The sequence below is a fragment of the Nonomuraea guangzhouensis genome (assembly GCF_019396345.1).
In the GTDB taxonomy this organism is placed as follows: domain Bacteria; phylum Actinomycetota; class Actinomycetes; order Streptosporangiales; family Streptosporangiaceae; genus Nonomuraea; species Nonomuraea guangzhouensis.
In genome coordinates this window covers 92,297-109,429 of sequence record NZ_JAHKRM010000004.1, presented here as the reverse complement: position 1 = coordinate 109,429, position 17,133 = coordinate 92,297, and the positions used below count along the sequence as shown (strand labels likewise).

Annotated in this window: 15 protein-coding genes; 2 read left to right on the top strand and 13 right to left on the bottom strand. The window is 71.7% G+C overall.

All coding sequences use genetic code 11. From position 1 onward, the window contains the following. Nucleotides 1–88: 88 nt before the first annotated feature. Complete coding sequence (locus KME78_RS08685; RefSeq protein WP_219528288.1) at nucleotides 89–943, bottom strand: AraC family transcriptional regulator; 855 nt, start codon at nucleotides 941–943, stop codon at nucleotides 89–91. 121 nt (nucleotides 944–1,064) lie between these two features. Here KME78_RS08685 and KME78_RS08680 point away from each other — a divergent pair, with 121 nt between their 5' ends. Then, a complete protein-coding gene (locus KME78_RS08680; RefSeq protein ID WP_219528287.1) occupies nucleotides 1,065–1,994 on the top strand; it encodes a DMT family transporter in 930 nt (309 codons plus the stop codon). Nucleotides 1,995–2,050: 56 nt separating this feature from the next. On the opposite strand, the gene KME78_RS08675 is transcribed toward KME78_RS08680, so the two are convergent. The 10 genes from KME78_RS08675 to KME78_RS08635 all read right to left on the bottom strand — a co-directional run bounded on the left by KME78_RS08675 (nucleotide 2,051) and on the right by KME78_RS08635 (nucleotide 11,761). After that, nucleotides 2,051–3,007 carry a TauD/TfdA dioxygenase family protein gene (locus tag KME78_RS08675; RefSeq protein WP_219528286.1) on the bottom strand — a complete coding sequence of 319 codons (957 nt, stop codon included), beginning with the start codon at nucleotides 3,005–3,007 and terminating at the stop codon, nucleotides 2,051–2,053. Nucleotides 3,008–3,068: 61 nt separating this feature from the next. Continuing rightward, a complete protein-coding gene (locus KME78_RS67865) occupies nucleotides 3,069–3,149 on the bottom strand; it encodes a putative leader peptide (RefSeq protein WP_355451062.1) in 81 nt (26 codons plus the stop codon). A gap of 55 nt (nucleotides 3,150–3,204) precedes the next feature. After that, nucleotides 3,205–3,840: an SRPBCC family protein gene (locus KME78_RS08670; RefSeq protein ID WP_219528285.1), complete on the bottom strand. Its 636-nt coding sequence runs from the start codon at nucleotides 3,838–3,840 to the stop codon at nucleotides 3,205–3,207. A gap of 28 nt (nucleotides 3,841–3,868) precedes the next feature. Beyond that, a complete protein-coding gene (locus tag KME78_RS08665; protein ID WP_219528284.1) occupies nucleotides 3,869–4,771 on the bottom strand; it encodes an AEC family transporter in 903 nt (300 codons plus the stop codon). Nucleotides 4,772–5,371: 600 nt separating this feature from the next. Beyond that, nucleotides 5,372–6,277 carry a CHRD domain-containing protein gene (locus tag KME78_RS08660; RefSeq protein WP_219528283.1) on the bottom strand — a complete coding sequence of 302 codons (906 nt, stop codon included), beginning with the start codon at nucleotides 6,275–6,277 and terminating at the stop codon, nucleotides 5,372–5,374. 194 nt (nucleotides 6,278–6,471) lie between these two features. Beyond that, nucleotides 6,472–7,881, bottom strand: coding sequence for a MocR-like pyridoxine biosynthesis transcription factor PdxR (gene pdxR, locus KME78_RS08655; RefSeq protein WP_219528282.1), 1,410 nt, complete (start codon nucleotides 7,879–7,881; stop codon nucleotides 6,472–6,474). Nucleotides 7,882–7,914: 33 nt separating this feature from the next. After that, nucleotides 7,915–8,763 carry an EamA family transporter gene (locus tag KME78_RS08650; protein WP_219528281.1) on the bottom strand — a complete coding sequence of 283 codons (849 nt, stop codon included), beginning with the start codon at nucleotides 8,761–8,763 and terminating at the stop codon, nucleotides 7,915–7,917. 210 nt (nucleotides 8,764–8,973) lie between these two features. Next, the gene (dmpG, locus tag KME78_RS08645) at nucleotides 8,974–9,999 is read right to left on the bottom strand and encodes a 4-hydroxy-2-oxovalerate aldolase (RefSeq protein ID WP_219528280.1); all 1,026 of its coding nucleotides are present in this window, start codon (nucleotides 9,997–9,999) and stop codon (nucleotides 8,974–8,976) included. Then, nucleotides 9,996–10,958 (bottom strand): acetaldehyde dehydrogenase (acetylating), encoded by a 963-nt coding sequence (locus tag KME78_RS08640; RefSeq protein WP_219528279.1) that lies wholly within the window; start codon nucleotides 10,956–10,958, stop codon nucleotides 9,996–9,998. The genes dmpG and KME78_RS08640 overlap by 4 nt, the downstream gene beginning before the upstream one ends. Then, nucleotides 10,955–11,761 (bottom strand): 2-keto-4-pentenoate hydratase, encoded by an 807-nt coding sequence (locus KME78_RS08635; RefSeq protein WP_219528278.1) that lies wholly within the window; start codon nucleotides 11,759–11,761, stop codon nucleotides 10,955–10,957. The genes KME78_RS08640 and KME78_RS08635 overlap by 4 nt, the downstream gene beginning before the upstream one ends. Nucleotides 11,762–11,834: 73 nt before the next feature. Here KME78_RS08635 and KME78_RS08630 point away from each other — a divergent pair, with 73 nt between their 5' ends. Next, nucleotides 11,835–12,590: an IclR family transcriptional regulator gene (locus KME78_RS08630; protein WP_308126854.1), complete on the top strand. Its 756-nt coding sequence runs from the start codon at nucleotides 11,835–11,837 to the stop codon at nucleotides 12,588–12,590. On the opposite strand, the gene KME78_RS08625 is transcribed toward KME78_RS08630, so the two are convergent. Both KME78_RS08625 and KME78_RS08620 read right to left on the bottom strand, forming a co-directional pair. Continuing rightward, complete coding sequence (locus KME78_RS08625; RefSeq protein ID WP_219528277.1) at nucleotides 12,584–13,792, bottom strand: FAD-dependent monooxygenase; 1,209 nt, start codon at nucleotides 13,790–13,792, stop codon at nucleotides 12,584–12,586. The genes KME78_RS08630 and KME78_RS08625 overlap by 7 nt on opposite strands. Nucleotides 13,793–13,843: 51 nt before the next feature. Then, nucleotides 13,844–16,978, bottom strand: a complete 3,135-nt coding sequence (locus tag KME78_RS08620; RefSeq protein WP_308126853.1) for an AfsR/SARP family transcriptional regulator — start codon at nucleotides 16,976–16,978, stop codon at nucleotides 13,844–13,846. Nucleotides 16,979–17,133 lie beyond the last annotated feature (155 nt).

Below are 17,133 nucleotides of genomic sequence, written 5' to 3'. Positions count from 1 at the left end.
CGGCCATAGTGACACGTCGGTCAGGGGATGAAAAGTCGTGAGGTGCCCTGTCCCCCGGGTGTGGCCGCCGCCCAGAACCGTGCGGCGGTTACGCGGTCGGCTGAGCCCGGTCGGTCGACAGGCGGTACCGCGTGGGCGTGACGCCGTACGAGCGGGTGAACCAGCGGGTGAGATGGGCCTGGTCGGTGAATCCGGTCTCGCCGGCGACGCGGGCCGCGGGATGCCCCTGGCCGAGCAGGCGACGGGCGGCGCGCAGTCGCAGTTGGCGCTGGTACTCGCTCGGCGTCAGCCCGTAGGCGGCGCGGAAGGCCCGGTAGACCGCGTACCTGCTGGCATCGGTCCAGGCAGCGAGGTCGTCGGCGCTGATCGGCTCGGCGTAGCGGTCGTGGACGAGCTCGCGCGCCTTCGCCGCCAGCCGCGCCATGGCGGGCGAGTGGAGCGGGGCGGGCGGCGGGGGCGGTGTTCGCGCCGCGCCGTGGACGAACGCGGTGATCACAGAGGAGAGGAGTTCGTCGCGCTCAAGCGGGGTGGCGCCCCGCAGCAGGGCGGTGTGCAGCTCGCGCAGCCGCGCCGCCAGGACCGGCGTGTCCAGGACCGGTGCGGCGAACAGCGGCAGCCCGGCCGGACGCCCGGTCACGTCCGCGAGCACGTCGGCGATCAGTTCATGGCCGATGTGCACGATCCGGTACATGAAGCCCAGCTCGTGGGCCGCGTGCCCGTCGTGGACCTCGTCGGGGTTGAAGACCATCACCATGCCGGCCGAGCTCGTGTGCCCGGCGCCACGGCAGGTGAAGGTCTGCGCGCCGTGCTCGGTGACGCCGAAGGAGTAGGTCTCGTGGCTGTGCCGGTGGTAGCGATGGCGTAGGAAATGCGCGTACATGGCCTCCAGCGGCTTCTCGGGCGAACGCCAGTACCGGGTCCATTCGCCGGCCTCGCCGCTCAACCCGTCGTCACCCCTTCCCGCTCCGCACTGAGTGCACGAGCGTACAAGACCGGCATACCGGCTTCGGCGCAGGCTGGTCACTGCCGCCGAGGGCGGCGGCAACTGTGACGGAGGTGACTTCATGGTGAGCACGGCGACGAGTGACCCCGTACGGACCAGGCCGTACCTACTGCTGGGAACGACGATGTTGCTGTGGGGGAGCGGCTTCGGCAGCTCCAAGGTGATCGTCGATTACCTGCCGCACCCCGTGGTGGCGGCGCTGCGGTTCGGCGGTGGGGCCGTGGCTCTGCTGATCGCCCTGCGACTCTTCCGGCGGGGCGGCGACGCCCGGCGGGCGTCCTGGCGGGACCGGGCGCGGGCGGCCGGCGCGGGTGTGCTCGGTGTCTTCGTGTACAACGTGCTGTTCTTCTGGGGGTTGTCACTCGCGCCGGCGATCGACGGGAGCACCATCGTGCCGGTCATGAGCCCCGTGCTGACGACGTCCTTCCTGTTGCTGGCGGGGAAGGAGAAGGCGTCCCCGGCGCGCGTGGCGGGTCTGGCCGTCGGCGCTGCCGGTGCGCTGATCTTCTTCGCGGGTTCGGGCGGCGCGGCGGGCGGTGGACAGGGCCGGCTCGCCGGGGACCTGCTCTTCCTGCTCAGCGCCTGCTGCTGGGCGGCGTTCACGCTGGCGGGGCGCCGCGTGCTCGCGGGGATCGAACCGCTGGAGGCGACGACGTACGCGACGCTGAGCGGGGCGGTGCTGCTGGCGGTGTACAGCGTGCCATCGGCCGTCGAGGTCGCCTGGCAGAGCGTGCCCGCCCACGTCTGGCTGAACGTCGTTTTCGTCGCGCTCGGCCCGACCGCGGTGGCCAATCTGCTCTATTACCGGGGCATCCACGCCGTCGGCCCCGCCTCCGCGTCGATCATGATGTTCCTCGTGCCCGTGGTCGGGACCACCTGCTCGGCCCTGTTCCTGGGGGAGTCGTTCGGCACGGTGCAGGCGGTGGGGGCGGCGGTGCTCCTCGTCGGCGCCGTCCTCGCCGTCACCCAGGGCCGGCTCGGCAGCCGCTGACCAGCACCCGCGAGCGTGCGAGCAGGCCCCGAGCACGCTCGCACGCTCGCGGGCCGTCAGGCGACGACGAGGGACTCGGCCCTGAACTCCCGACCGGCGACGATCTCGGACACGAAGCCGTCGGGACCCACAGGCCGGTCACCGATCAGGGTGACCCGGTGGAGGGTGCGCTGGACGTCCAGGTGGTCGAGGTCGGACGGAGCGAGGTGGGCGGTGGCCCGGTTGTCCCAGAAGGCCAGACTGCCCGGCTGCCAGCGGAACCGGACGGTGTACTCGGGACGGGTGATCTGCTCGTACAGCAGGTCCAGCACGCGGCGGCTCTCCACGGCGGACAGGCCGATGATGTGATCGGTGAAGCCGGGGTTGACGAACAGCGCCCGTTCGCCGGTCTCGGGATGCACCCGCACCACCGGATGTACGGAGACCAGCAGGTTGTCGTTGATCCGCTTGACGAGCTTGCCGTCGTCCTCGGCCGGCCGGTATCCGGCGAGGAAGCGGTGCTCGGCGCGCAGACCGTCCACGAACGCCCGCAGCGGCGCGGACAGGCCCTCGTACGCGGCGACCAGGTTGGTCCACTGGGTGTCGCCGCCGAACTCCGGCACGGTCTCGGCCCGCAGGATCGAGGCGGCCGGCGGGTTGACGGCGGCGGTGACGTCGGTGTGCCAGCCGGAGTTGTAGGAGTAGCGCCGCTTGCGGTTCAGCTCGCGGTAGTCGGGGCCGTACCTCTCCTCGTAGCGGCGCGGGTCGATGGTGAGGATCTGCGGGTGGTCCTCCGGCCGGGTGTCCTCGTGCGGGTGGGCGTGGGTCAGCTCGCCGAACTGGCGGGCGAAGGCGATCTGGTCGGCGTGGTCGAGGGTCTGGCCACGGAAGAAGACCACCTTGTGGGCGAACAGGGCCTGGCGGATCTCCTCGACGGTGGAGGGGTCCAGGGGGTGGGCGAGATCGATGCCGGTGATCTCGGCACCGATGTGCCCGGCCACGCGATTGACGGTCAGAATGCTGGTCGTGGGCATGCTGAAGCGCTCCTGAGATGGTGGAGTGTGAAAAGGGAAGACGGGGAGCGGGACCCGGAGGTCACCGCATGGCACAGAGCGCGCTCGCCTGCCGTCTGAGATCGACGTGGAGGCGAGCCACCAGAAGCTCGCTGCTCTTCACAGTCCAGATCCTGCGCTAAATTCCCCACAAAAGCAATAGGAAATTAGGGGAATTCTCAAAGGCGGCCGCTCTCGATCGCCTCCTTCAGCGCCACCTGGGTCTGCTGGTGGGAGGAGACGCCGTTCGTCACGGTGAAGTCGATGAGCAGGACGTTCGCCTCGAACGTGAGGTGCTCGGTCACCCGGGTGTGGCCGCCGCCCAGATCGGTGAAGACGATCACCTGGTGGGTGACGACGTTGGGCATGGTCCAGGTGTCGGTCTCGTAGAAGTGGTCGGCGGCGTGGATGCGCTGCTGGGCGTGCGTGTTGACGGTGACGGGCACCCCGTCGGCGACCGGGACGTCCTCGACGGCCGTGAAGTTGACGTGGCGCAGGCCGTCCTGGAGGTAGTCGGCGTGGGTGGCGACGCGCTTCAGGAACGGGTGCAGGCCGATGTGGTGGTTGATGTCGGAGTACGCCGCGAAGACGTGGTCGATGGGGGCGTCGATGTCGATCGAGAGGTCACGGGTGGCCGCGGTCCGGCCGTCCACGGGGAGGGGCCCGGTCAGGTGCTCGTAGAACCGGTAGGTGTCCCAGGCGAGCTGCCACTGGGTGGCCAGCGCCGGGTCGGTGTCGGCGTGGGCGGGAGCGCCGGTCAGGACGAGGGTCGCGGTGAGCAGTGGGGCGGTCAACAGGCGCAGAAGTCTCCTCACGAGTACCTTCTATCGCAAAGATCGCCGGTTAGCGATCGCCCGGCGCGAGGGGTCCCGCGATCCCGCCCAGCAGGGCGATCACCGAGAGGGTGACCAGCGACAGGACGCTGGAGACCAGGATGGTGTCGCGGGGCAACTCGGTGGGCCGCCCGTACTCGGCGGCGTAGACGTAGGTGTTCTGCGCGGTGGGCAACCCGGCGAACAGGACGGCCGCGAACAGCGCGTGGCCCTCGAGCTGCAGCAGGAAGCGCCCCGCCAGGAAGGCGATCAGCGGCTGGACCAGCAGCTTGAGCGTCACCACCGGGGCGACTCGGCGCCAGGCGACGGCCGAGCCGTTCAGCGACATGCCCAGCGCGAACAGCGCCAAGGGCACCGCCGCGCCGCCGAGCAGGTCCAGCGGTCTCATCACGGGTTCGGGCAGCCGCCAGCCGAGGGCGGACATGGCCAGGCCGAGTACCGAGGCCACCACGATCGGCATCCGCAGCGGGGCCAGCAGGGACGAGCGTTCGACGCCCAGGCCCAGGAAGATCAGCGGAGACATCACCAGCACCTGGAAGATCAGGACCGACACCACGAAGGTCGCGTCGTGCAGGACGTACAGGCCGATGGGGATGCCGAGGTTGCCCGCGTTGACGTAGGCCGACGACATCGCGCCGATCACCCGGTCGGGCAGCTTGCCCCGGAGCGTCACCAGCGCGAGCAGGCCGACCAGGACGGTGCTGATCGCGAAGGCGAGCAGCGGTCGCGGCTGGATCTGGCTCAGCGGCGTCCGGCTGAGCGTGGTGAACAGCACGGCGGGCATGGCGATGGTGAAGGTGAACCCCGTGAGCGCCTGCTGGAACTGCCCGCTCGCCACCCGGAAACGCCCGGTCAGCCAGCCGAGGGCGCCGATGATCCAGATGGGGGTGAACGCCGTGACAACCGTAAGCATCCGACACACCGTATCCAGCGGCCAGCACGTGCGCCGAGGCCGGGTCGCCCCCTCAGCGGCGATCTTGGCGACCTCCTCCGAGATGCAGAGGTTCCGTTCGGTGAGCTGGTCGGCGGCCCACTCGCGGGCGCAGACGGGCAGGATCTCGGCCTCGATGTCCCGGGCGAGCAGGGAGTACTGCCGATCGGCTGCGACTGAAGGTGATCGGACGGTAATGTTGAGTAACAGCCGGGTGTCTGACTGTGCGCTCGGTCCCCGCCCCCGTCGGTGTTCGCATTGATGGGACAGCGTCCGGCGGGGCGGTGGCCCAAGAGCCGCACTCCCCTCAGGAATGCGGAGTCAGGCCCCGACAACGCGGCTCTCAACCACGGTCCGCCCGGCTCGCCGGACGGACGCGGCATCGGCTTCCACCAGATCGCTACCCGACCACGGCCGGCATGCGACGAGGCTACGCTGATGTCCGTTTACTCAGGTAACACAGAGAGCCGAAGACGCTGATGAAGGGCGTGCCGCACAAGGGTTGGCCGGAACGCACATCGCGGGCCGGCCATGATCGGCCGGCCCGCGCGATGTCCGGGTATGGGTCAGGGGAGTAAGGTCCTACCAGCCGCCACCGTGGAGCTGGCCGCGCACCGCGCCGCCGGGGAACTCACCGGTGTGCAGGTTGACGTACCAGTTCTTCGGGTTGTGCTTGATCCCGCCGGCGACCTTGGCGGAGGTGCTCGCCGAGCCGGCGATGCCGTTGATCCCGGCGGGCAGGCCCTTGGCGGCGCTGAAGAAGTCCACGACCACGGGGCCGTTCTTGCCCTTCTTGCCGCGGTGGATGTGCCCGTTCGTCGGCGCGGCGATCTTCTTCCACGCGGTGGCGAAGTGCACCTGGGTGCCCTTCACCCAGACGAGCCACGCGGCCCGGCCATCCTTGTCGCCGACCTTCGTCCCGGGCGCCGGAACCTCCTGGCGGCCGTCGGCCGATGCGGTGAGCGTGGAGTGCGAGCTGTTCGCCAGCACCGACTCGAGCGCCACCGGGCGGATCCGGTAGAGCTGGGCGCGCACGGCGCCGCCGGTGAACTCGCTGGTGTGCAGGTTGGCGTACCACTTCTTGGGGCTGCTGGTGATCCGGTTGAGCAGGCCGGAGTCGCTGACCTTGACGGTGCCCTTCACGGCGCTGAGGCTGCCGGGCAGCGCCTCGCCGAAGAACGGGATTTTGACGTCGCCGTTCTTGCCCGCTTTGCCCTGGTGGATGTGGAACGCGGTCGGGGCGGCGACGTTCTGCCAGCGGATGGCGTAATCGACCTGGTTGCCGTGGATATGGAATACGGCGATCGCGCTGCCGTTCTTGTCGCCGACTTTCTGGCCCGCCGCGGGCACTTCGTTCTTGCCCAGCAGCGAGGCGGCCAGGTAGACATCGGAGCTCGTGCTCGCCTGTGCGGCGGTGGGCGCCAGGGCGCCGGCGACCAGGACGGTACCGAGAACGAGGCCGGGGACGGTGAGGGTGCGCTTCGTCATGATGACCCTTTCAGGTGCCTCGAGGGTGAGGCTCTTCAGCTGTTGACGCACGGTTGTACGGGGTGCGGCAGAGCCTGGGTTCAACGAAGAAATGTGGATAAATACCCATAAGAAAGACTGGCGAAAGGTCTTGATTTACTTTGTAAAGGCATATGCCCGAGTTTAGGGATCTTGTTTGGCAAAGATCCGATCTGCTAGCGGACCGGCTTTTGGCGTACCGCTGCCGCCAGAGCTGCGACCCCGTCGGTGATCTGGCTGTCGTTCAGGCTGGTGTAGCCGAGGATGAGGCCTTGGCGGCCCGGTGTGGTCAGCCGGTAGGGAGCGACGCCGGCGACGCGGACGCCTTGGGCGGCGGCCGCCGTCACTACGTCGTCCTCCTGGAGGTCGTCCGGGAGCCAGACGACGACGTGCAGGCCTGCCGCGATCCCGGTGGGTTCGAAGTCGGGCAGTTGCTGGGCCAGCCGGGCGAGGAGGAGGTCGCGGCGGTGCCGGTAGAGGGGGCGCATGCGGCGCAGGTGCCGGTCGAACTCGCCCCGCAGCAGGAAGTCGGCGAAGGCGAGCTGCTCGATGGCCGGTGAGCCGCGGTCGGCCAGGAGCTTGGCCTCGGCGACGGCGTCGGCCAGGTGCGGGGGTAACACGAGCCAGCCGAGGCGGAGGCCTGGGGCGAGGGTCTTGCTGGCCGAGCCGGCGTACATGACCACGTCGGGGGCGAGGCCCTGCATGGCGCCGATGGGGGCGCGGTCGTAGCGGTACTCGGCGTCGTAGTCGTCCTCCAGGATGAGGGCGCCACGGTCGCGGGCCCACTGAACCGCCTGCATGCGGGTACGGGCGGGCAGGACGCCGCCGAGCGGCCACTGGTGCGACGGGGTGAGGACGACCAGGTCGGCGTCACTGCGTTCGAGGGCGTCCAGATCGATGCCGTGCTCGGCGACCGGCAGGCCGAAAAGGTCGAGGTTGTGCGTGCGCGCGTGCTGCCGTACGTCGTCGTGGGCGGAGGGGTCCTCCACAGCGACCCGGCGCGCCCCGCGCCGGGCCAGCACGCCGGTGACCAGCTGGGCGGCCTGCGCGAAGCCGCTGGTGATGAGCACCTGCGCGGGGTCTGCGCTGGTGCCGCGGGAGCGGTTGAGGTAGTCGGCCAGGGCGGTGCGCAGTTCGGGCAGGCCGTAGCCGTCGGTGTAGTCGAGCCGGTCGTGCGGGGCGTCGGTGAGGACCCGCCGCAGTGAGCGGAGCCAGGCGGCGCGGGGGAAGCTGGCAGGGTCCGCGCGGCCGTACCCGAAGTCGAAGAGCGGGCCGCGGGACCGCGGCGGGTCGGGAGTGGGGGTGGTCTGCCTGGGTACGGCGGCCACGCGGGTGTAGGAGCCGGGCGTGCTGGTGAGGTAGCCCTCGGCGACGAGCTGGTCGTAGGCCCCGACCACGACACCCCGCGAGACCCCGAGCTCGGTGGCCAGGCGGCGGGAGGCCGGCAGAGAGGCCCCATGACGCAGCCGGCCCGCGCGGATGGCGTTGCGCAGAGCCGCCTCGATCTGGCGGTGCAACGGGGTGGTGCCGGTCCGGTCGAGGTCCACCAGCAGGTCGTGTACCAGGCTCGAGTTCACCGTACTCACCGTCGCAGGGTAGTAGCGGTCGGCAGGGCCCGCTCATCCGGCGGCGAAGGCGCCGACCGAGACCGCGCACAGGAGCAGTCCGACGGCGTGCACCAGGTTGGTGCGCTCGCGCAGGACGACGGCGGCCAGTGCGACGGTGAAGGCCGGGTAGAGCGAGGTGATGACGGCCGAGACGGAGAGTGTCCCCTGGCTGGTGGCCAGGAAGTACAGGAGTGTGGCGCCGACCCCCAGCACTCCCGTCCAGAGCGCGGCCCACGGCGGTCTCCGGGTGAACACGTTGTCGGCCCCGGACCGCCTGCCCGCCAGCGCGAACACCGCCAGAGCCGCGGCCAGGACGACGACGGCGCTCAGCTGACTCGCCGCCACCGGCCACAGGCCCGCTTCGTCGCCGGCCCGGTCGAGGCAGATGAACAGCGCCGCGAAGCCCAGCCCGGCGAGCAGCCCCGGGCCGACGCCGCCGGAGCCTTGCCCGCCCGACTGCGTGGAGACCAGCCAGATCCCCGGGATGGCCAGGCCGAGGCCGAGGAGGGCGAGCGGCGTGAACTCGTGGCCGGACAGCAGGTCGACGGGAATGGGCAGGCCCGCCGCGCCGACGGCCGACAGCGGCCCGGCCACGTTCATCTGTCCCCGTGACAGGCCGCGATAGAGCGCCAGCGTGCCGATCGCGCCGCCGATCCCGGCGGCCATCCCCCACGCGATCGCGCTCGGGGTGGCGTGCGTGCCGACGGCGAGCGCGGCGGTCAGACCGCCGGCCGCGGCGGCGCATTGTCCGATGAGCCCGACCAGCCCGTAGTGGGCTCGGCGCGACAGGAGCCCGCCGAGGAAGTCAGAAGCGCCGTACAAGGCCGCGGCGGCCAGCGCGAACAGGATTGCCATCGGCATGGCCGGTCACCGGCCCACGCGGTAGGCGAGGTGGGAGACGTCGGGGCAGGTCGCGCCGTCCGGGGATGGGCTGGTGATCATGATGGTCTGTCCACTCTTTCGCAGCGGTGTATGGGTGAGTCCTATGCTGCCGATGGATTGGATGTCTAGACAGTACCGATTTGTGGCCAGTATTCAGGTCCGATTCTCGCCGCGCGGGCGCGGCGAGAATCAGGCGGTCGTGGCCTCGCGGGCCGCGGCCAGGTCGAGAGCGATGTCGGTGATCATGTCCTCCTGGCCGCCGACCATCTTGCGCCGTCCGACCTCCACCAGAACGGCCCGCGTGTCGAGGCCGTAGCGGGCCGCGGCGGCCTCGGCGTGGCGCAGGAAGCTGGAGTACACCCCGGCGTAGCCGAGTGTGAGGGTCTCCCTGTCCACCCGCACGTCCCGATCCTGCAGGGGCCGGACCACGTCGTCGGCCGCGTCCATCAGCTCGAACAGATCGCACCCGTGTTTCCAGCCCATGAGGTCGGCGACCGCGACGAACGCCTCCAGCGGGCAGTTGCCGGCGCCGGCGCCCTGCCCGGCCAGCGACGCGTCGACGCGCCTGGCGCCGTTCTCGACGGCGACCACGGTGTTGGCGACGCCCAGGGCGAGGTTGTGGTGGGCGTGGATGCCCACCTCGGTGCGGTCGTCGAGCACGTCACGGTAGGCGCGGAACCGGTCGCGCACTCCGTCCATCGTCAGCCGGCCGCCGGAGTCGGTCACGTACACGCAGGCGGCGCCGTACGACTCCATGAGCTTCGCCTGCCGGGCGAGCTCGGCCGGTTCGGCCATGTGGGACATCATGAGGAAACCGGCGACGTCCATACCCAGGTCGCGGGCGGCCGCGATGTGCTGCGCGGAGATGTCGGCCTCGGTGCAGTGGGTGGCGACGCGCACTGAGCGGATGCCGAGCGCGTGCGCCTGCTTCAGATCGTGCACGGTGCCGATGCCCGGCAGCAGCAGCGTGGTCGGCACGGCGTCGCGGACGACGTCGCAGACGGCCTCGATCCACTCCCAGTCGGTGTGCGCGCCGACGCCGTAGGTGATGCTGGAGCCGGACAGGCCGTCGCCGTGGGCGATCTCGATCGCGGCGACCCCGGCGGAGTCCAGGGCGGCGGCGATGGTCCGGGCCTGCTCCACGGTGTAGCGGTGGCGGACGGCGTGCATGCCGTCCCTGAGGGTCACGTCCTGGACGTACAGGTCAGCGGTCATCGGGAGATCACCTCCGTGAAGCGGTGCGCGGCGATGCGTTCCGCGGTACGCAGCGCCGCCGAGGTCATGATGTCGAGGTTGCCGGCGTACGCGGGCAGGTAGTGGGCGGCCCCCTCGACCTCGAGGAACACCGACACCTTCGCCGCCTCGCCGGACCGGGTGCCGGCCGGCAGCAGCGCGCGCAGCGGGTCGTCGGCGGCGACGCGGTCGAACTGCACCTTCTGCTTGAGACGGTAGCCCGGCACGTACGTCTGCACGCGGGCGACCATCTCCTCCACCGAGGCGGTCACCGCGCCGTCGTCGCACTCGCCGACCAGGCAGTGCACGGTGTCCCGCATGATCAGCGGGGGCTCGGCGGGGTTGAGGACGATGATCGCCTTGCCCCGGGCCGCACCGCCGACCTTCTCGATGGCCGCGGCGGTGGTCTCGGTGAACTCGTCGATGTTGGCGCGGGTTCCGGGGCCGGCCGAGCGCGACGAGATCGAGGCCACGATCTCCCCGTAGTGCACCGGGGTCACGGCGGCGACGGCGGCGACGACGGGAATGGTGGCCTGGCCGCCGCAGGTGACCATGTTGACGTTGTCGGCGTCCAGGTGCGCGTCCAGGTTGACCGGGGGGACGACGTACGGGCCGATGGCGGCCGGCGTCAGGTCGATCACCGTACGACCGGCGGCGCGCAGTACCTGGTCGTTGCGGCGATGGGCGCCCGCCGAGGTGGCGTCGAAGACGATGCGGACGTCGGCGAACTCGTCCAGGGCCAGCAGACCGTCCACACCCTCGTGGGTGGTGGCGACCTTCATGCGGCGCGCGCGGGCCAGGCCGTCGGAGTCCAGATCGATGCCGACCATCGCCCCCATCTCCAGGGACCCGGACAGCCGCAGGATCTTGATCATCAGGTCGGTGCCGATGTTGCCCGAGCCGATGACCGCGACCTTGGTCCGCTCGGTGGCGGTCTTCATGCCTTCACTCCTTCCGGGGCCGCGAAGCCGACCCCGACCGTGCCGAGGCCCTCGATCCGGGCCACGAATTCGTCTCCCGGCGCGGCGACCGCCATCGGCCCCAGGGCACCGGTGAGGACGATGTCGCCGGCCCGCAGCGGGTCGCCCAGGCCGGCCAGCGTGGCGGCCAGCCACAGGGCTGCGTTGAGGGGGCCGCCCAGGCAGTCGGCGCCGGTCCCTTCCGAGATGGTCTGACCGTTCTTGGCCATGCTCATCCGTACGCCGCGCAGGTCGACCCGGTTCAGCGGCACGGGGGTGCCGCCCAGGACGAACAGGCCGCTGGAGGCGTTGTCGGCGACGGTGTCGACGATGGTGATGTCCCAGTTCGCGATGCGGCTGTCGACGATCTCCAGCGCGGGCAGCGCGAACGCCGTGGCCCGCAGCAGGTCGGCGACGGTGGGGTCACGGTGCGGCAGGTCCTCGCTCAGCACCAGGGCCACCTCCGCCTCGACCTTCGGCTGCAGGAGCCGGCCGGCGGCGATCTGGCCGCTCTCCGCCACGGCCATGTCGGCGAACAGCACACCGAAGTCCGGCTGCCCCACTCCGAGCTGGCGCTGCACGGCGGGGGAGGTGAGGCCGATCTTGCGGCCGACCGGCCGCCGGCCCGCGGCCAGGCCGCGCTCGACGTTCAGCCGCTGCACGGCGTAGGCGGCCTCGATGTCCGCCTCCGGCAACAGGTCGCGGACCGGGGGGTGGGCCAGACCGGTGCGGGCGGCCTCCGCCAGGAGGGTCGCCACCTTGGCCACGGCATCGGGCAGACTCATGACTGCGGGTACCTCCAGAATCGGGTGCCCCCAGATATAGGCGACCGGTCAGCGGGGCGGCAAAATATGTTCCGTGACACGGAACACAGCCTCGGGGAACATGCTCGACAAGGCGGCAGCGATCCTGGACTGCTACCGGCCGGACGGCGGCGCGTTCCGCTTGACAGAACTATCCGCTCGTACGTCACTGCCCAAGACGACGGTGTTCCGGCTCTGCGCGGATCTGGTCCGCCTGGGCCTGCTGGAACGGGAGGCGGACACCTACCGGCTCGGCGGCAAACTGTTCGAACTGGGTTCGCTGGTGCCGCGCCGCCATGATCTGCGCGAGGCGGCGCTGCCGTTCCTGCAGGATCTGTTCGAGGCCACCCGCGAGACCGTGCACCTGGGGGTCCGGGAGGGGCACGAGGTGGTGTACGTCGAGCGGATCCATGGCCACGACGTCCTGCCGCTGCCCTCCCGCATCGGCGGCCGGCTCCCTCTTACCTGTACCGGGGTCGGAAAGGCCCTGCTGGCCTTCTCGGATGCCGAGCTGACCGAGCAGGTGCTCGCCGGGCCGCTGGCCCGTCTCACCCCTCACTCGATCACCGACCCGGTGCGCCTGCGCACGGCCATCGAACAGGCCCAGGTGTCGGGCCTGGCCTACGAGGAGCAGGAAGCGGCGATGGGCGTCAGTTGCATCGCCGCGCCGGTCTTCGACGGACAGGTGGCGGTGGCGGCCCTGTCGGTGGCCGTGCCGCGCGTGCGGTTCCGGCCGGCTCAGCTCGCTCCCGCCGTACGCACCGCGGCTCTGGGCTTGTCGCGCCTGCTGCGTTCGGGGCGGCCTCAGTAGTTCTTGAGGGTGATGGCGTTCGCGGCGGCGTTGAGCGGCTTCAGGATCGGCCGCAGGGCCAGGTCCTTCCAGGGCAGGTGGCTGACCAGCCGCATCATGGTGGTCTGCATCCGGATCTGGCGGGTGCTGCCGGCCACCATCTGCTTGGCGTTGCTCTCGCCGAGGCTGAGGTTCACGTCGACATATCCCCGCATCTCCTCCTGGTAGCGGGCGAACGCCACCCGGTGGTCGCCACCGGCGGCCTTCAGCTCGCCGGCCAGCACGTACGCGCCGACGAGGGCGAGGCTGGTGCCCTGCCCGGACAGCGGGGACGGGCTGTGCGCGGCGTCACCGACCAGCGCGACCCGCCCGGCCGACCAGCGATCCAGGTGGACCTGGCTCGCAGAGTCGAAGTAGAAGTCGGGGGAGTGCGGCATGGCGGCCAGCAGGGTGGCACTCTCCCACCCGGCGCCGGCGAAGGTCTCGGCGACCAGGCGCTGCTGTGCCACGACGTCGCGACGGTCGGGCAGCACGGCGGGGCTCGGGAAGATGAACTGGGCCTTGGCGGCGGACTGGCGGGTGCTGTAGAGGTTCACGACCCTGCTCGGGGTCGGGTAGATCAGCTCCCAGCGGTCGAGGCCGAGATGGTTGGGCACGGTGAACACGCACGCGTGCATGCCGAGCGGGCGCACGAACTTCGCCTCGTCGCCGAAGACCCGGGCCCGCAGGTTCGAGTGCAGCCCGTCGGCGCCGATCACGAGGTCGAACATCCGCGGCGCGGAGCGCTCGAAGGTGACCATGACGCCGTCGTGGCTCTGGGTGAGGCCGGTGATGGAGTCACCGAACAGGTACTCGACGCCCTGCTTGGTCGCGTCGTACACGATGCGGGCCAGGTCGCCGCGCAGCACCTCGTCGTCGCCGGGGGAGCGCAGGCCGATGAGGTCGGGGCCGAGCGTCGCGAGCGGTTTGCCGGTCTCGTCCACCCATGCCCCGCCACGCATCTGGGTGCTGTGCCGGGTGATGGCCGGGGTGAGGCCCATCCGGTCGACGACATCCATCGCCACGCCGCGCAGGTCGACCTTGTAGCCGCCTTCGCGCAGCGCCGGGGCCAGCTCCACGACGGTGGGGGTGAAGCCGTACCGGTGTAGCCAGTACGCGAGGGCGGGACCGGCGACGCTGGCGCCGGAGATGAGGACCGTCTTGTTCGCGAGGTGCTGTGTCATGGCAGTAGCGTCGCCGGGCCCCCTTACCGAGGACTCACCACGCGCTCACCGTCACTCACCGGCCAGCCCGAGCACCTCCTCGGTGGTCATCCCGCGACCCCGCTGACGCGCCTCGGCATACCGATCGGGCCCGAGCACACGCGCGGCCTCGGCCGCCACCGCAGCCACTCCGCCCACCTCGGCCGCCTCTGCCGCTCCGGCCGCCTCCGCCACCTCGGCCGCTCCAGCTACTGCGGTCACCTCCGCCACCGCGGCCGCCTCGTGGTCGGCGCCCAGTTCCACTCCGCGCAGTGACGCCGCGGCGCCCATGAGGGTCGCGGCCCGTTCCGCGTCGTCGGCCAGCAGTGCGGCCCCGGCCAGACCGTCCACCGCGTCTGCGGAAGCCGGTAGGTTCCCGCCGCGGACAGCCGTCTCGAGGGCGGCACGGTGGTGGGCGCGGGCCCGCGCGGCATCCCGGTCCATGGCGGCCGTCCAGCCGAGCCCGGTGAGGATACGGGCCCGAACGCGCTGCCCGGTGATCGAGGCATCCCCGCAGCCGGCCAGCGCCGCCTCGTACAACTGCCGCGCCGTGCCCGGTTCGCCGGTTCGCCGGGCGAGGTCGGCGAGGCCACGGCGGGCGTCGGCGAGCAGGTCCGGCGCGCCGACCGCGCGGGCGAACTCGACGGCCCGCTCGTAGCCGGCTCGGGCAGCCGCGAGGTCGCCGTCCTCGGCCAGGAGATCGGCGCGGCGCGTGAGCAGGTCCGCGGTGTCCTCCGTACGACCCAGCTCCTCGATGAGCGTGATGGCCTCATCCATCCACGCCACCGAGCGCGCCCGTTCACCCCGCGACGCCGCGATCCCGGCGAGTTTGTCCAGCGCGTTCGCGATTCCCCAGCGATCACCTGCCGACCGGAAACCGGCCAGCGCGATCGTGAGCTCGGCCTCGGCCGCCGAGGTCTGCCCGCCGAGCAGCAGCCGCAGGCCGTCGCCCATGCGCAGGAACGCCTGCGACCACGGGTCGGTGCCGAACAGCCGATGCTGCCGCGCGGGGGCGACATCGACCAGGCGCCCGGCCATGGCCAGCAGGAACACGACGTGAGGCCGCCGCAGCGGCCGGTCGTACGCGGCGAGGCCGGCGGCGGCACGGTCCAGGTGGCCGCGCAAGCCGACGTCGCTCCCGTTACCGGTCGCGGCGGCGGTCACCACGCTGCACGCATATTCCTCGGCCCCCTCGGCAGGGGATCCATCACCCAGCTCGTCGAGCAGCCGGGCGGCGAGCGGGGCGGCCTCGCCGCGCAGGCCGCGCAGCCACCAGAACCACGACAGGGCCGCGATCAGCCGCGACGCCAGCGGCGGGTCGGCGGTGACGGCCCAGCCGAGTGCGGCCAGCAGGTTGCCGTGCTCCGCGCCCAGCCGGGCGAGCCAGTTCAGCTGGTCGGGCCCTCGCAGGTGGTGGTCGGCGGCTTCGGCCAGCGTGGTGAAGCACTCCGCGTGCGCCCGCAGGCATTCCGCCCGCTCACCGGTCTCGGCGAGCCGCTCCGCGCAGTACTCGCGTACCGTCTCCAGCATCCGGTACCGGCCGTCGTGCTCCTCGACCAGCGACTTGTCGACCAGGCCGGCCAGCACACCCGCCACATCGTCGTACCCGACCGGCCCGTCCAGACCGCAGATCTGCTCCGCGTCCGTCAGGGTGGCGCCGCCGGCGAACACGGTGAGCCGGCGCGCGAGCGCCTGTTCATGCGCGTCGAGCAACCCCCAGCTCCAGTCGACCACCGCGCGCAGCGTCTGATGCCGGGGCGCCGCGGTGCGCTCGCCGCGGGACAGTAGCCGGAACCGGTCGGCCAGCCGCGCGTCCACCTCGTCCAGGGTGAACGAGCGCAGCCGGGCCGCCGCCAGCTCGATGGCCAGCGGAAGCCCGTCCAGGGCGGCGCAGATCCGCCGCACCGCGCCGATCGTGGCGGCGTCCACGACGAACCCGTGCCGTACGGCGGCGGCCCGGTCGGCGAACAGCCGCACCGCCGGACCGGCCAGCGCTTCGGCGAGCGTGGCGCCGGGGTCAGGCACGGCCAGCTGCCCGACCGGGAACAGGACCTCGCCGGTGATGCCGAGCGCCTCCCGGCTGGTGGCCAGGACCCGCAGCGCGGGGCAGGCGGCCAGCAGCCGGTGCGCGAGCCCGGCCGCGCCCGCGACGACGTGCTCGCAGTTGTCCAGAATCACCAGCACCGGCCGGTCGGCCAGCGCCGCGACGAGCCGATCCTCCGGCGGCCCCGACTCGCGGAGACCCAGCGCGGCGGCCACGGCCGGCGCCACCTGGGCCCCGTCGCTCAACGGGGACAGGTCGACGAAGCACACCTCTCCGGGCATTCGGCCGCTCGCCTCCACCGCCAGCCGGGTCTTGCCGGTGCCACCCGGGCCGGTCAGCGTGACCAGCCGCGACCCGGCCAGCAGCGTCGCGAGCCGGCGGAGCTCCTCCGCCCTTCCGACGAAGCTGGTGAGCTGGGCCGGCACCCGCCGGAGCGCCGGGGTGGCCGCCGGTTCCGCGCGCAGGATGGACAGGTGCGCCTCGGCCAGCTCGGCGGACGGGTCGACGCCCAGCTCGTCGCCCAGGAACCGGCGGGCCTCCTCGAACACGGTGAGCGCTTCCGCCTGCCGGCCACCGGCGTAGAGGGCTCGCATCAGCAGCGCCCGTGCCCGCTCCCGCAAGGGGTGTGCCTCGACCAGTTCCGCCAGTTCGGCGGCCACCGCGTGGTGCTCGCCCAGGGACAGCGCGGCCTCGGCCCGGTCCTCCGTCGCGGCCAGTCGTTCCTCCAGCAGCCGGGCGGCTGCCGCCTCGGCGAACGGCGCGTCCAGCACGTCCGCGAGCGCCGGCCCGCGCCACAGGTCCAACGCCTCACCCAGCAGCATCGCGGCACCCGCCGGGTCCCCGCCGGCCAGCGCCTGCCTGCCCTGCCCGGCGAGCCGGGCGAACCGGTGCGCGTCCACCGCGTCGAGGTCGACCGCGAGCCGGTAGCCCGCCGACCCGAACTCCACGGCGGCTCCGTCCCGCAGCCCCCGCCGGAGCCGGGAGACCTGCGACTGCAGCGCGTGCTCGGCGTGCGCGTCCTCGCCGTACAGCCCGGCGACCAGCCGGCCGACGCTCACCGCCCGGCCGGCCTCCAGCAACAGCATCGCCAGCAGCGACCGCACCTGCGGACCGCCCACCGCCACCGGGTCTCCATCGGGCAGACGCGCCTCAACAGGTCCCAACACGCCGAACCGCATTAACAGCCCCCGGCTTCGCACATGCCGACAATTATGCCCACCAGCGCTTATGCCACGGGCCTTCTGGCGCGTCTCGTGCTAGGTTTTCTATGTCTTCCTAG